We start from the raw sequence: 14,452 nt of genomic DNA on the forward strand, positions 1-14,452 counted from the left end.
GGTGGACGGGGCCTTCGGGTGGTGGCTGGGGCCGGGATCGAACCGGCGACCTATCGCTTTTCAGGCGATCGCTCGTACCAACTGAGCTACCCAGCCACGCAGCTCATAAGGGCTGCAGCGGTCCTGACGGGATTTGAACCCGCGGCCTCCACCTTGACAGGGTGGCGAGCACTCCAAACTGCTCCACAGGACCAAGCAATGTGCGAGACAAGTCTCGCACACGTTAAAGCGTGCCCCCAACGGGATTCGAACCCGTGCTACCGCCTTGAAAGGGCGGCGTCCTGGGCCACTAGACGATGAGGGCTAAGGGCCCACCTGCGCGCTTTCCAGCGCGTCGGGGACGTGAGAAGCATATGGGATGGCGGCGGCTATCGCCAAAACGGTTTACCGAGAGCTCCCGGCAAGGGCGCGAGCCCCGCCGCGGGGACGTTCGTACGGCCCGTCCGGGCCGGGGCGCCCGGGCCGTCGGTACGGGACAATGGCGGGGTGCTGGAGATGACGCGCGAAGAGTTCGAAGAACTGGTCGCCGAGGCCCTGGACCGGATCCCGCCGGAGCTGACTCGGCTGATGGACAACGTCGCGGTGTTCGTCGAGGACGAGCCCGACCCGGGAGACCCGGAGCTGCTCGGGCTGTACGAGGGGACGCCGCTGACCGATCGCGGCGAGTGGTACGCGGGAGTGCTGCCGGACCGGATCACCATCTACCGCGGGCCGACCCTGCGGATGTGCGAGTCCCGCGAGGACGTGGTGGCGGAGACCGAGATCACGGTCGTCCACGAGATCGCCCACCACTTCGGCATCGACGACGCGAGGCTGCACGCGCTCGGCTACGGATGAGGACCCCCCCCGGGTGGGGGTGCGGACTCGCCGGGGAAGGCGTGCGGGTGGTGTGCGGGACGGGAGTGGGGCGTGTCCCCGGTGGGGCGAAGGGAGTTGGGCACGGAGCCCCGCTTCTTCCGTGACGCCCGCTCCCGGTTCAACGCCCGCCCCCTCTTCGTACCCCGGAGGTGCCTCCCGTGCGCCAACTGTCCGTCCCTGTTCGATGGGCGGCCGTCATCGCCGCGACGGTCGCCACGTCCACCGGCTGCATGAGCATCGGCGACGACGGGGGGAAAGCGGCGCCGTCGCCGTCCCCCTCGCCCGAGCACGGGGGGAGCGCCGCCCGGCCGGACGGCGGCACCGTGGCGGGTACGGGCAGGATCCGGACCGGTGGCGGACGGGCCGAGGCGCACTCCGAGCGGGAGGCCGCCGAGTCGCCCGGGCCGAGCGGCTCCGCCGGGTCCTCGGCCGACTCCGGTGGCGTACGCCCGGGCGGGGAGCAGGGGGGAGGGGGTGCGGAGCCGGGCCGGGGCGGTCCGGTGCCGGTGCCCTCCGCCTCCGAGCCGGCGCCAGGGGTGCCGGAGCAGCCCGCTTCCCCCGAGCCGTCCGAGCCGGCGACCCCCGAGCCGCCGGATTCGCCGGAGCCCGAGCCGGAGCCCTCCGAGCCGTCGCCGCCGCCGTCCGCCTCGCCGGCGGCGCAGCTCCGCAGTGAGGCGATGAGGGCGCCGGGGATGACGGTTCCGCTGCGGACTCCCGAGGTATCGCCGCAGGTGGAGCCCGCCTAGCGAGGGGTGGGGGAGAGTCGGTTTGCGCGATGTGGGGTGGAGTGCGTATGGTAGTAGATCGTTTGATCCCATTGCCCGGCGCCGAAACAGAAGCGCGCCGTGTGGCGCGTACTCTCCCTTGCCGTGGCTGGACCGCATTGAGGCGGTCGAAATTGCGAATCACGGAGTTACGGGCGCGTGCCGAGACTCCGGAAGGTTTCGCATTTCGCATGTCAATTTCCAGTTCTGACCACACCGTCATGCCCGAGAACATCGAGAACGACGAGCTCGTCGAGGCCGCGGAGGCCGTCGTCGCCGAGTCCGCCGACTCCATCGAGGCCGACGCTCCCCTGGCCGAGCAGGCCGACACCGACTCCGCCGAGGCCGACGCCGACGCCGAGCCGACCGTCACCTTCGCCGACCTGGGCCTGCCCGAGGGCATCGTCCGCAAGCTCGCGCAGAACGGCGTGACGGCGCCCTTCCCGATCCAGGCCGCGACCATCCCGGACGCCCTGGCCGGCAAGGACATCCTGGGCCGCGGCCGTACCGGCTCCGGCAAGACCCTCTCCTTCGGTCTGCCGACCCTGGCCTCGCTGGCCGGTGGGCACACGGAGAAGAAGAAGCCCCGCGCGATCATCCTCACCCCGACGCGTGAGCTCGCGATGCAGGTCGCGGACGCGCTTCAGCCGTACGGCGATGTGCTCGGCCTGAAGATGAAGGTCGTCTGCGGCGGTACGTCGATGGGCAACCAGATCTACGCGCTGGAGCGCGGTGTCGACATCCTCGTCGCCACCCCGGGCCGGCTGCGCGACATCATCAACCGGGGTGCCTGCTCCCTGGAGAACGTCCAGGTCGCCGTCCTCGACGAGGCCGACCAGATGTCCGACCTGGGCTTCCTGCCCGAGGTCACCGAGCTGCTCGACCAGATCCCCGGTGGCGGCCAGCGCATGCTCTTCTCCGCCACCATGGAGAACGAGATCGGCACCCTGGTCAAGCGCTACCTGAGCAACCCGGTCACCCACGAGGTCGACTCCGCCCAGGGCAACGTCTCGACCATGTCGCACCACGTCCTCGTCGTGAAGCCGAAGGACAAGGCGCCGGTCACCTCCGCCATCGCCGCCCGCAAGGGCCGCACCATCATCTTCGTCCGCACCCAGCTGGGCGCCGACCGCATCGCCGAGCAGCTCGTCGAGGCGGGCGTCAAGGCGGACGCGCTGCACGGCGGCATGACCCAGGGCGCCCGTACCCGCGTTCTCGAGGACTTCAAGAAGGGGTACGTCAACGCGCTGGTCGCGACCGACGTCGCCGCCCGCGGTATTCACGTCGACGGCATCGACCTGGTGCTGAACGTGGACCCGGCCGGTGACCACAAGGACTACCTGCACCGCTCGGGCCGTACCGCCCGTGCCGGCAAGTCCGGTGTCGTCGTCTCGCTGGCGCTGCCGCACCAGCGTCGTCAGATCTTCCGCCTGATGGAGGACGCGGGCGTCGACGCCTCGCGTCACATCGTGCAGGGCGCGGGCGTCTTCGAGCCGGAGGTCGCCGAGATCACCGGTGCCCGCTCGCTCACCGAGGTCCAGGCCGATTCCGCGAACAATGCCGCCAAGCAGGCCGAGCGCGAGGCCGCCGACCTGACCAAGCAGCTGGAGCGCGTCCAGCGCCGCGCCGGTGAGCTGCGCGAGGAGGCCGACCGCCTCGTCGCCCGTGCCGCGCGCGAGCGGGGCGACGACCCGGAGGCGGCGGTCGCCGAGGTCGCTGCCGAGGCCGAGGCCGCGCTCGTCGCAGCCGCGTCCGTCCCCGAGCAGCCGGCCGCGCGTGACGACCGTCGCGACGACCGGGGCAGCTACGGTCGCCGTGACGACCGCGGTGGCGACCGCCGTGACGACCGTGGTGGATACCGCGGGAACAACGACCGTGTCGGCGAGCGCAGTGGCCGTCCCTCCGGCGGGTCCGGCTACCGCGGAAGCAACGACCGTCCGTCCTTCCGCAGCAGCAACGACCGTCCGTCCGGTGGTTTCCGTTCCGGTGGTGGCGACCGTCGTGACGACCGTGGTGGCCGTTCGTTCGAGCGTCGTGACAACGACCGTCCGTCGTTCAACCGCGACCGTCGTGACGACCGCCCCTCCGGTGGTTTCCGCTCCGGCGGCAGCGACCGTCCGTTCAACCGCGACCGTCGTGACGACCGTCCGTCCGGTGGCTTCCGCTCCGGCGGCGGCGACCGCCCGACCGGCCGTCGTGACGACCACCGCGGTGGCACCGGCACCGGCACCAACACCGGTTCCTTCGGCCGCCGCGACGACAAGCCGCGCTGGAAGCGCAACGGCTGAACACCGTGAGGACCTGCTGAAGGTCCGCTGAACGGTCTGCGGAAAGCGGGCCCGCTCTTCACGAGCGGGCCCGCTTTTCTTTTCACTTCCCCCACACGAGCAACCGCTGCTAGCATCCGGCGACTTGCACAGGGGCGGGCCGGGGGGCTCTGCGGAAGGTCGCTGTCGATCGCCTGTGCCTTCTTGCCCTTCGGGCATTCCGGGGAGGACTGACCCTTTTGGCTCGCCTTGCTTCTCCACACGGTCGTGGCGCCCGGCGCCGGATCTCCGCACTGGCCGCTCTCACCGTGGTCGCGGCCGGTCTCGGTACGGTGCCGGGCGCCGTCGCCGCGGACGCGCCGGCCCCCATCGCGACGAACGGCGTCTGGGGCATCGACTTCGCCGGCGGAGTGCTGAACACGGTGGAAGTCGCCCCGAGCGGACCGCAGTTCGTGTTCGCCCGTCAGGTCTCCCCGGGCGGGGCGACGGTCGGCGCTCCCACCTCGATGGGATACGCGGGCACCTACGCGACCGGTGCGCATGCGAAGCGGGTGCCGTGCGACGCAGGTGAGTGCGTACCGCTGCGCGCCACCGGCAACGGCCATGTGGGCCGCTTCTTCGTCGACAACGGCCAGGAACGCGCCGAGATGTGGCTGACGGGGAACACGCTCCACGGCTTCGACGAACCCGCTGTGACCGGGGGCCGGTTCGTGGACACCACCGGACGCTATTTCGTCTACGAGGCGGCGTCGACCGGCAAGCAGTACATCGACGACGTCGGGGTCCGCAGGTCGGACGTGCGGACGACCCGGTCCATCACCGCCGCCTCGGTATGGGGATCGGCGCTGTGGACGGCGGCTTCCACCGCCGGAGTGGTCACCGCGACCGACCTCGAACAGAAGAAGGTCGTCCAGACCGTCGCCACCGGCGCCCCGTGCGTGATCAGGGAACTCCAGACCGTCGGCCGCTGGATCTACTGGAACTGCGGACCGAGCGGTGCTGCCGGGGTGTACGACCGTACGGCGAAGAAGAGCGTCACCGTGCCGTCCGGCGCCGCGCTCGTCGGCGACGGCTATCTCGTCCGGCACGACCGCACCGCCGGGAAGCTGCTGCTCACCGACTTCCACACCGGGACGGCCGCACCGCCCCGGGAGATCGCGGACCTGCCCGCGGGCAGCACCGCCGACCAGCGCCGGCTGACCTGGGCCGTGGACAAGTTCGGCGGCGACATCGCGTACGTCGGACCGGACAAGGCGATCCGCATCGTGCCCAGCGGGGTGCCCGCGCAGCCGCTCGCGAAGATCGAGTCGGATCTCAACGCCGGGTACATCGATCTCAAGAACGTCTACGGCGGCCAGAACTGGGAGAGCACCTGGCAGCTCAACGCGCCCGCGACCTGGACCTTCGTGGTCAAGGACATCCGCGGCCGGGCGATCCGTACCCTCTCCGGCGGCCCCGGTGCCGAGGTCGGGGTCGGCTGGGACGGCAAAACGGACACCGGCGGCCCCGCCGCCAACGAGATCCACACCTGGACGCTGACCGCCAGGGCCGTCAAGGGCGGCGGCACGTACACCACCAGTGGGAAGATCGAGGTCACCGGTGGCGTCCAGGGCCATCACGACCAGGGCGGCTACGACTTCGGCGAGCTGGTCACGCTCAACTCCGTCGGCGAACTGACCCTGCACTACACCGAGGGCAAGGGGAAGCTCGACTGGAAGCGTTCCGGCGCCGGCTGGCCCAAGGGCACGGTCGCGGTCCCGTTCGGGGACATGGGCAGCGACCGGTGCGCCGAGATGCTCGTACGGATGCCGAACGGGGAACTGCGCCGGTACGCCGGGAAGTGCGGCTCCCCGTACACGCCGAACAGCAGCCACACCTCCCTGGGCACGGGGTGGAACGCGTACAACGTCCTTACCGTGCCCGGCGATCTGACCGGTGACGGCCGCCCCGACCTGCTCGCGCGCAGGACGTCGACCAGTGACGTCTACCTCTTCGCCGACGACGGCCACGGCAAGCTGAAGGCCGGGGTGAAGATCCGCTCGTCCTGGACCGGCTACACGAAGGTCGTGGGTGCCGGTGACCTCAACGGTGACGGGTACGGCGATGTGCTGGCGCACCACAAGGACGGCACGCTCTACCGCTACGACGGCACCGCGAGCGGAAAGCTGAAGGAGCGGGTGAAGGTCTTCGCCGCGTGGGGCACCTCGTACGACACCATCGTCGGCGTCGGTGACATCACCGGCGACGGGAAGGCCGACCTCGTCGAGCGGGACCGCTCGGGCAACCTCTTCCGCAACAACGGCAACGGCAAGGGGTCGTTCGGCTCCCGTACGAAGATCGCCACCGGCTGGCAGGGCTACAAGGGGGTCTTCTGATGCGCAGGGCGTTCCCGGCGCGGGCACTCACCACCATGGCCGCGGCCGGCGCCGTGCTCGCCGGGCTGCTGGGCTCCGCGCCCGAGGCCCGGGCGGCCACGATGGTCCCCTCGTGGCTCATTCCGCTCTACTACTCCGACGACGCGGACGGCTCCCACCGGGCCTGCACGGGCATCACGCTGTCCAGGACCCGGACGCTGGCCACGCCCGACTGCTTCACCGGCCGCGGTCACGCGGACATGGAGTGGGAGTACCGCCTGTCGAGCGGTCAGCTGGGCAGCGGCAGCAGCGATCCGCGCTACCGCAGCCACCCGACGTACGACGCCGCCACCCGCCGGGGAGCCGTCTCGGTGGCGATCCGGGCGACGCCGGCCTCGTACGGCAAGCCGGTGCTCGCGTCGTCGTCCGACACGGCGCTGTACGCGGAGGGCGCCAGGGCGACGTTCTACTCGTGGGCGGGGCTGGACCTGAACGACGCCCCGCGGGTCCGCCACAGCGAACCGGTGGTGCTGAAGTCGGCGGCGTCCTGCGCCGCGCTGCTCGGCCGTACGCTGCCGGGCGGCACGCTCTGCACCGTACCGGCCCCGGGCGCGCCCCCGGTCGCGGACGAGGACCGGTGCTTCGGCGACGCGGGCGGGGCGCTCGTCGGCGGCGGCAAGCTCATCGCCGTCTCGGCGACCAGGGCCACCGGCTGCGTGGCGGGAGGGGTGCGGCTCTACACCCGGATCTCCTCCTACCGGTCCACGATCGTCGACTGGACCCGTGACGTCGACCTCGACGAGCGGATCAGCGGGTCGGTCCTGGCGCGGGAGCCCGGCGACCTCATCGACCTCTGCACGACGGACCAGCAGGGCAGGCTCAGCGACTGCTACGTCGACAGTATCGGCTCGATGGCCGACTGGCGCGACCAGTTCGACTTCATGACCGAGCTGGGCGACCTGGGCGGCGACGGCGGGGGCGACCTGCTCGCCCGTACGCCGGGCGGCACGCTCTACCGCATTCCCAGCGCCCTGAGCCACAGCGATCTCGGCAGGGCCGGGAAGGTGAAACTGGGCACCGGCTGGTCCAAGTACAACCGGATCGTGGCCACCCGCGACCTCAGCGGGGACGGCCTGCCCGACATCCTCGCCCGTGACGCCTCGGGCGTGATCTGGCTGTACCGGGGCAGGAGCGACGGCCTCCTGGCGGGCCGTACGAAGGTCACCACCTGGAAGAGTTACACCGCCGTCGCCGGGCGCGGCGACCTGTCGGGCGACGGCCGGGCGGACATCGTGGCGCGGGACGGCGCCGGGGTGCTCTGGCTGTACCGGGGCAACGGCAAGGGCGGTTTCGCGCCACGTACGAAGATCGGCTCGGGCTGGGGCAGGTACAACGCGATCGTCGGCAGCGGGGACATGGACCACAACGGGCGGCAGGACATCCTGGCGCGGACACCGGCGGGTGCGGTGTACCTCTACAACGCGAACCACACCGGGGGCTTCTCGGCGCCGAGGAAGCTGGCCGACACGCGCTGGAAGAAGTACACGAAGATCACCTGAGCGCCGCCGGGACACGAAGGGGGCCGGGACACGAAGGGGCCGGGGTACGAAGGGGATCGCGTCCCCCCTCGTACCCCGGCACGTTTTCCCAGTCGTGACCCCGGCGGCCGCATGTGTGCCCCGGCACACGGGAATCGCTGGGTGCATGACAACCGACACAGGCGAGGACCGACCACCACCACCGGGCGTCTCCGACGAGGAGCGCCTCGCGCAGCTCGGGTACACGCAGACGCTGGCCCGGCGCATGTCGGCGTTCTCCAACTACGCCGTCTCGTTCACGATCATCTCGGTGCTCTCCGGCTGCCTCACGCTCTACCTCTTCGGCATGAACACCGGCGGCCCCGCCGTCATCACCTGGGGCTGGGTCGGCGTCGGCCTGATGACGCTGTTCGTCGGCCTGGCGATGGCCGAGATCTGTTCGGCGTACCCGACCTCCGCCGGGCTCTACTTCTGGGCCCACCGGCTGGCCCCGCCGCGCTCGGCCGCCGCCTGGGCCTGGTTCACGGGCTGGTTCAACGTGCTGGGGCAGGTCGCCGTCACCGCCGGGATCGACTTCGGGGCGGCGTCCTTCCTGGGCGCGTACCTGAACCTCCAGTTCGGCTTCGGAGTCACCCCCACCCGCACGATCCTGCTGTTCGCCGCGATCCTGCTGCTGCACGGCCTGCTCAACACCTTCGGCGTACGGATCGTCGCGCTGCTGAACAGCGTGAGCGTCTGGTGGCACGTCATCGGCGTCGCCGTCATCGTCGGCGCCCTGACCTTCGTGCCCGACTCGCACCAGTCGGCGTCGTTCGTCTTCACCGAGTTCGTCAACAACACGGGCTGGGGCAGCGGCTTCTACGTCGTGATGATCGGGCTGCTGATGGCGCAGTACACCTTCACCGGCTACGACGCCTCCGCCCATATGACGGAGGAGACCCACGACGCGGCGACGGCCGGTCCGAAGGGCATCGTCCAGTCGATCTGGACCTCCTGGATCGCGGGCTTCGTGCTGCTCCTCGGCTTCACCTTCGCCATCCAGTCGTACGACGGAGCACTGAACTCACCGACCGGCGCCCCGCCCGCGCAGATCCTCCTGGACGCCCTCGGCGCCACCACCGGCAAGCTTCTGCTGCTGATCGTGATCGGCGCCCAGCTCTTCTGCGGCATGGCGTCGGTGACCGCCAACAGCCGCATGATCTACGCCTTCTCGCGCGACGGGGCCCTGCCCTTCTCCCGCGTCTGGCACACGGTCAGCCCCCGCACCCGCACCCCCGTCGCCGCGGTCTGGCTCGCCGCGGCCGGCGCCCTCGTCCTGGGACTCCCGTACCTGATCAACGTCACGGCGTACGCGGCGGTGACCTCGATCGCGGTGATCGGCCTCTACATCGCCTACGTCATCCCCACGCTGCTCCGCCTGCTCCGTGGCGGCGACTTCACCCCGGGCCCCTGGCACCTGGGCCGCTGGTCCCGCCCGATCGGCATCGTGGCGGTGGCCTGGGTCGTGATCATCACGGTGCTCTTCATGCTGCCGCAGATCTCGCCGGTCACCTGGGAGACGTTCAACTACGCACCGGTCGCGGTGCTGGTGGTCCTGGGCTTCGCGGCGACCTGGTGGCTGGCATCGGCGAGGCACTGGTTCCTCAAACCGGATCACAAGCGCACGATCACCCCGGACGAACCCCTCTGACCCCCCCGGGATCCCACCGCGACGGGGCCCGGTAACCGATACCCGATCGGCGGCCGGGCCCCGGCGGGCTATGCTCAGGGGTGATTCACCGGGGGCCGTTAGCTCAATTGGCAGAGCAGCGGACTTTTAATCCGTTGGTTGTGGGTTCGAGTCCCACACGGCCTACCGACAGCAGTGCGGGGAGAACCCCTCTGAGCTGCTGCTCAGCGCCTCGATCGGTTTCGTCCGGTCGGGGCGCTTCTTCTTGCCGTGCCCACATGACTGCCTGTGTGCCATATTGCGCACAAAGCACCGTATTGCGGATGAAGCACCGTGAAAGGTACGTCATGAAATTCGCAGTCATCGGCGGTACCGGGCTGATCGGGTCGCAGGTCGTCAAGAAGCTGAACGCCGCCGGGCACCAGGCGGTGCCGCACGCTCAGTCCACCGGAGTCGACGTCATCAGCGGCCGGGGGGTGGACGAGGCGGTGGCGGGGGCCGATGTCGTCGTCAACCTGACGAACTCCCCGACCTTCGACGAAGCCTCCCCGGCCTTCTTCCGGGCCTCGATGGACAATCTGCTGGCCGCGGCCGGCAAGGGCGGCGTCGGCCACTTCGTCATCCTCTCGATCGTCGGCACGGACCGGGTGCCGGAGCTGGACTACTACCGGGCCAAGGCGCTTCAGGAGGAGATCCTCGCGGCCGGGCCGATCCCCTACTCGATCGTCCGGGCGACGCAGTTCATGGAGTTCATGGACGCCGTCCTGTCCTGGACCGCCGACGGCGACACCGTCCGGCTGCCCGCCACGCCGATCCAGCCGATCGCCGCCGAGGACGTGGCCGACGCGGTGGCGGAGGTCGCCGCGGGCGCCCCGCTGAACGGCATCCGCAACATCGGCGGCCCCGAGGTCTTCGGCCTGGACGAGCTGGGCCGGATCACCCTGTCCCGCAAGGGCGACGGCCGTACCGTCGTCACCGACCCCACCGCGGGCATGTTCGCCGCCGTCAAGGGCGACGTCCTCACCGACAAGGACGCCCACCTCGCCCCTACCCACTACGCCGACTGGCTCTCCTGACCCGCTCGCGCGGCGTTGCGCGCGGGCCGGCCGACGCCGGGTCAGGCCGCCGGTTCGATGTTCTGGTTGGCGTGGAAGAAGTTGTGCGGGTCGTAGGTGTGCTTGACGGCGGCCAGGCGGGCGTAGTGGTCGCGGTAGGTGGCGCGGATGCGGTCGGGGGTTTCGCCCGCGCCGATGAAGTTCACATAGGTGCCGCCCATGGAGTGCGGGTGCAGCTCCTCCCAGTAGTCGACGCACCACTGCCTGATCTCCTCGGCGTTGTCCGGGTCCGGGTCGATGCCCGCGATGACGCCGGACCAGACCGCGTCGCGGTAGGCCCAGGCCGTGTCGTCGGGGCCTGGCCGGTGGGCGGCCGCGTCGATCGGGTACAGGTGGGCGGTCGACAGGGGGGTGGGGAGGTTCTCGGCGTACTTGGCGTGTACGTCGATGGCGTCGTCGGTGATCCGGTCGAAGAAGTTGCCGCGCCAGTACCACTGCAGACCGGTGGGGAGCAGTTCGTCGAACATGGACTGCAGGGCGGTGTAGGGCATCGGGGCCGTGAAGCGGAAGGCGGGCGGTCCGGGGTCCTCGACGGGCTTGAGGGTGGTTCCCAGGAGTTCGGGGTCGCCGGTCCAGCACCACACCACGCCGCACACCTTCTGCCCGTGGATCTCCTCCGGGAACGGCGGACCGGCCGGCACGGTGAGCGCGGCGAAGAAGCCGTTGAGGTCCTCGGGGGCCTGCGGCAGGAAGTCGCGGTACCAGCGCAGTACGTCTTGGATCCGGTCGACCGGCCAGACCGTGATGGCGACGCCCACCGTGTCCACCGGGTGCAGCCGGAGGGTGAGGGAGGTGACGACGCCGAAGTTCCCGCCGCCGCCGCGCAGCGCCCAGAACAGGTCGGGGTGGGTGGTGGCGTTCGCCGTCACCGAGGTGCCGTCCGCCAGGACCACGTCCGCGGCCAGCAGGTTGTCGATCGTCAGGCCGTATCTGCGGGTGAGGTGGCCGTGGCCGCCGCCCAGGGCGAGGCCGCCGATGCCGGTGGACGACTGGATTCCGGAGGGGGTGGCCAGCCCGAACGCGTGGGCGGCGTGGTCGAGGTCGCCGAGCGTGGCGCCGCCGCCGACCGTCGCCGTCCGTGCGGCGGGGTCGATGTGCGCCCAGCGCATGGGTGAGAGATCGATCGTCACGCCGTCGTCCACCAGGCACAGACCCGCACCGCTGTGCCCGCCGCCGCGGACCGCGAGCGTGAGCCCCGCGTCCCGGACGAGATCGACCGCGGCCATCACGTCCGCCGCGTCCCTGCACCGCACCACCGCCGCCGGGCGCCGGTCGATCATGGCGTTGTAGATCGTGCGGGCCCGCCGGTACTCCGGGTCCCGCGGGCCGATGACGGGACCGCGCAGCGCGGTCCGCATCGCGTCCAGGGTCGCGGACGTGGTGCCGTCCATGGCGGGCCATCTCCTCGTGCGCCGAGATGGGGACCGCACCCCGCTCGGCCCGCCATGACTCCGGCGCCCCGAGAACCGCGGGCGGCGACGGCCACCGTGGTTGATGACTCAAGCCTCCTCGCGGTCCCGGCACCCTGCCAGTCCGCCGGACCGCCCGGAGGGAGACATACGCGCCGTGCCGGGGCGGGCGGAGCGGGTGGCAGGGGCGTCAGACGAGGAGCTTGGTCTTCGCCCGCTGGTACTCCTCGTCCGTGATGGCGCCCCGGTCCCTCAGCTCGGCGAGCTTCGCCAGGTCGTCGACGTGGCTCCCCTTCGTCGTGGCGTCGCCGCCCGCGTCGGAGGTGCCGGCGGCTTCCCGTACGTACGCCTTGAAGGCCGCGTCACGGTCCTGGGCCTCCTTGATGTCCCGTTTGCTCATGGACTTGCCGCGCACGATCACGTACACCAGGACGCCGATGTACGGCAGCAGCAGCGTGAGGATCAGCCAGCCGGCCTTGCCCCAGCCGCCGAGGTCGTGGCTGCGGAAGATGTCCGTGATGACCTTGAACAGCAGGAACAGCCACATGACCCAGAGGAAAAACCAGAGCATGGTCCAGAAGAGGTCGAGCAAGGAGTAGTCGTCCACGGTTCGCTCCCCGATCAGCGCGAGTTCATCGCGTCGGCAGGACAGAAGGTAAAACAGTCATATCACCGCATATCTGCGCCCGCTCGTTGATCGCCGGGCGTCCGCGGACACCGCTGCGCCGGGGTGGGTGCGGAGTACCGTGGAGATGTCGAGGGAGGCTCCGGCCTCCAGGAGGCGGGGTCGCCTCGTGTCCATGAAGCGGTGCGGGACACCGTGCGGTAAGCGGCGTGAGCAGGCGTACGCAGGGACGCTCACGAGGGCGACGCATGCACAGGGCAGATGAGTCCGCCCGGAGCCCGGTCGGGGCGATAGGCCGTGTCACCGTGCCGATTCCGCCCGACGGTCCGGGCGAAGTACTGGTGGCCGTACGGGGTGGGTCCGAGGCCTACACCGCATGGTCGGCGACGTCGATCGACAGGGACGCGCGCGTCGTTGTCGTCGACACGGTCTCGGCTCGCGGCGTGATCGTGGAGCGCCTGCCGTCCTGAGACCGAGGCAGTTGAGTGCACGACCGAGTACGCGGCGCCGAAGCGGTCGCGTACCCGACGGAAGCAGTGTCGTACGGCAGGAGTCTTCCCATGTTCTTCTGGCACGTTCCCGCCCCCAACGAGGCGATGCTCATCTCCGGTTCCAAGGGGCAGACGCTGGACACCCAGTTCCGGATCGTCACCGGGCACGGCAGTTTCGTGCTCCCGGTGAAGCAGAAGGCGCGCATGCTCTCCCTGGCGCTGCGCGAGGCGGAGATCACCGAGGACTGCGTGACGCAGCAGGGCATCCGCCTCAACGTCCGGGCCGTGGCCGTCTTCAAGGTCGGCGACGACGCCGTGTCCATCGCCAACGCCGCCCGCCGCTTCCTGACCGAGCAGGAACAGATGGAGGAGCTCGTCGGGCGGATCTTCGCCGGGCATCTGCGTTCCATCGTCGGCGGACTGACCGTGGAGCAGATCATCCGCGAGCGCAACCGGGTCTCCCAGGAGGTCATCGCGGGCAGCCACGGCGAGATGGAGAAGCTCGGCATCGTCGTGGACGCCCTCCAGATCCAGGAGATCGACGACGCCACCGGTTACATCAAGAACCTCGCGGCCCCACACGCCGCCGCGGTCGCCAGCCAGGCCCGGATCGCCGAGGCCAAGGCCGACCAGGAGGCCAGCCAGCGCGAGCTGCAGGCCGCCGCGCTCAAGGCGGAGTACGAACGCGACACCGCGATCAAGCGGGCCGGCTTCCTCGCCGAGACCGAGCAGTACAACGCCCGCGCGGCCCAGGCCGGGCCGCTCGCCCAGGCCAGGGCCTCGCACGAGGTCATCGAGGAGCAGACCGCACTCGCCGAGCGGCAGGCCGCGCTCGCCGCCCAACGGCTGGAGGCGGAGGTCCGGCGCCCGGCGGACGCCGAGGCGTACCGGCAGCGCACCCTGGCGGAGGCGGCCCGTGACCGGGTCAAGTTCGAGGCCGACGGCAACGCGTACACCGAGCGGGCCCTCGCCCAGGCGCAGGCCGACGCCAACAGCGTGCGCGCCGCGTCGCTGCGTGACGGCAACCAGGAACTCATCGCCGCCAACCGCGTCGTGGAGAACCTGCCCGCGCTGGCCGACGCGGCCGCCCGGGGCATGTCCGGCGCCGACCTCACCGTCCTCAACGGCACCAACGGTGTCAACGAGATGGCGGCGGGCGTCGTCAGCCAGGGGCTGGCGATCCTCCACTCGCTGCAACGCGGTGCGAACCCGGTGAAGCAGCCGGCCGTCCACGGGAAGGCCGACTCCGTGCCCCGTATCTCCGAGACGAACCAGTCCTGACGCGGTTCGGCGAGGGGGATTGAGGGCGGGGGAACCCGAGTGGTCAAAAGGGCGCCGGGGATGGCGTAGAGTTGTGTTCAT

At 70.6% G+C, this 14,452-nt stretch carries 11 protein-coding genes and 4 tRNA genes; 10 read left to right on the forward strand and 5 right to left on the reverse strand.

What is annotated here, in order from left to right; translation table 11 throughout:
• Positions 1–19: 19 nt before the first annotated feature.
• The 3 genes from EES42_RS22755 to EES42_RS22765 all read right to left on the reverse strand — a co-directional run bounded on the left by EES42_RS22755 (position 20) and on the right by EES42_RS22765 (position 304).
• A tRNA-Phe gene (locus EES42_RS22755) sits at positions 20–96 on the reverse strand.
• 22 nt (positions 97–118) lie between these two features.
• Positions 119–193 (reverse strand) — tRNA-Asp (locus tag EES42_RS22760).
• A 38-nt stretch (positions 194–231) separates the two neighbouring features.
• Positions 232–304: transfer RNA gene (locus tag EES42_RS22765), tRNA-Glu, on the reverse strand.
• A 182-nt stretch (positions 305–486) separates the two neighbouring features.
• On the opposite strand from EES42_RS22765, the gene EES42_RS22770 reads away from it, so the two are divergent.
• The 8 genes from EES42_RS22770 to EES42_RS22805 all read left to right on the forward strand — a co-directional run bounded on the left by EES42_RS22770 (position 487) and on the right by EES42_RS22805 (position 10,526).
• Positions 487–837, forward strand: coding sequence for a metallopeptidase family protein (locus EES42_RS22770; protein ID WP_206433537.1), 351 nt, complete (start codon positions 487–489; stop codon positions 835–837).
• A 179-nt stretch (positions 838–1,016) separates the two neighbouring features.
• The gene (locus EES42_RS22775; RefSeq protein WP_124720057.1) at positions 1,017–1,604 is read left to right on the forward strand and encodes a hypothetical protein; all 588 of its coding nucleotides are present in this window, start codon (positions 1,017–1,019) and stop codon (positions 1,602–1,604) included.
• Between the two features lie 239 nt (positions 1,605–1,843).
• Positions 1,844–3,910: a DEAD/DEAH box helicase gene (locus EES42_RS22780; RefSeq protein ID WP_124720058.1), complete on the forward strand. Its 2,067-nt coding sequence runs from the start codon at positions 1,844–1,846 to the stop codon at positions 3,908–3,910.
• Between the two features lie 218 nt (positions 3,911–4,128).
• A complete protein-coding gene (locus EES42_RS22785) occupies positions 4,129–6,264 on the forward strand; it encodes an FG-GAP repeat domain-containing protein (RefSeq protein ID WP_124720059.1) in 2,136 nt (711 codons plus the stop codon).
• Positions 6,264–7,802 carry an FG-GAP-like repeat-containing protein gene (locus EES42_RS22790; RefSeq protein WP_124720060.1) on the forward strand — a complete coding sequence of 513 codons (1,539 nt, stop codon included), beginning with the start codon at positions 6,264–6,266 and terminating at the stop codon, positions 7,800–7,802. Before EES42_RS22785 ends, EES42_RS22790 begins: the two co-directional genes overlap by 1 nt.
• A 145-nt stretch (positions 7,803–7,947) precedes the next feature.
• The gene (locus EES42_RS22795) at positions 7,948–9,471 is read left to right on the forward strand and encodes an amino acid permease (protein ID WP_124720061.1); all 1,524 of its coding nucleotides are present in this window, start codon (positions 7,948–7,950) and stop codon (positions 9,469–9,471) included.
• 92 nt (positions 9,472–9,563) lie between these two features.
• Positions 9,564–9,636 (forward strand) — tRNA-Lys (locus EES42_RS22800).
• A 161-nt stretch (positions 9,637–9,797) separates the two neighbouring features.
• Positions 9,798–10,526 (forward strand): SDR family oxidoreductase, encoded by a 729-nt coding sequence (locus EES42_RS22805; protein ID WP_164495291.1) that lies wholly within the window; start codon positions 9,798–9,800, stop codon positions 10,524–10,526.
• Between the two features lie 41 nt (positions 10,527–10,567).
• Here the strand turns inward: EES42_RS22805 and EES42_RS22810 are convergent, their stop codons facing one another.
• Both EES42_RS22810 and EES42_RS22815 read right to left on the reverse strand, forming a co-directional pair.
• Positions 10,568–11,956, reverse strand: a complete 1,389-nt coding sequence (locus tag EES42_RS22810; RefSeq protein ID WP_124720063.1) for an FAD-binding oxidoreductase — start codon at positions 11,954–11,956, stop codon at positions 10,568–10,570.
• Between the two features lie 208 nt (positions 11,957–12,164).
• Positions 12,165–12,581 carry an SHOCT domain-containing protein gene (locus EES42_RS22815; protein WP_124720064.1) on the reverse strand — a complete coding sequence of 139 codons (417 nt, stop codon included), beginning with the start codon at positions 12,579–12,581 and terminating at the stop codon, positions 12,165–12,167.
• A gap of 266 nt (positions 12,582–12,847) precedes the next feature.
• On the opposite strand from EES42_RS22815, the gene EES42_RS44830 reads away from it, so the two are divergent.
• Positions 12,848–13,069, forward strand: a complete 222-nt coding sequence (locus EES42_RS44830; RefSeq protein ID WP_164495292.1) for a hypothetical protein — start codon at positions 12,848–12,850, stop codon at positions 13,067–13,069.
• Between the two features lie 90 nt (positions 13,070–13,159).
• Positions 13,160–14,371: an SPFH domain-containing protein gene (locus tag EES42_RS22820; RefSeq protein ID WP_124720065.1), complete on the forward strand. Its 1,212-nt coding sequence runs from the start codon at positions 13,160–13,162 to the stop codon at positions 14,369–14,371.
• Positions 14,372–14,452 lie beyond the last annotated feature (81 nt).

Source organism: Streptomyces sp. ADI95-17 (assembly GCF_003846175.1).
GTDB classification, from domain to species: domain Bacteria; phylum Actinomycetota; class Actinomycetes; order Streptomycetales; family Streptomycetaceae; genus Streptomyces; species Streptomyces sanglieri.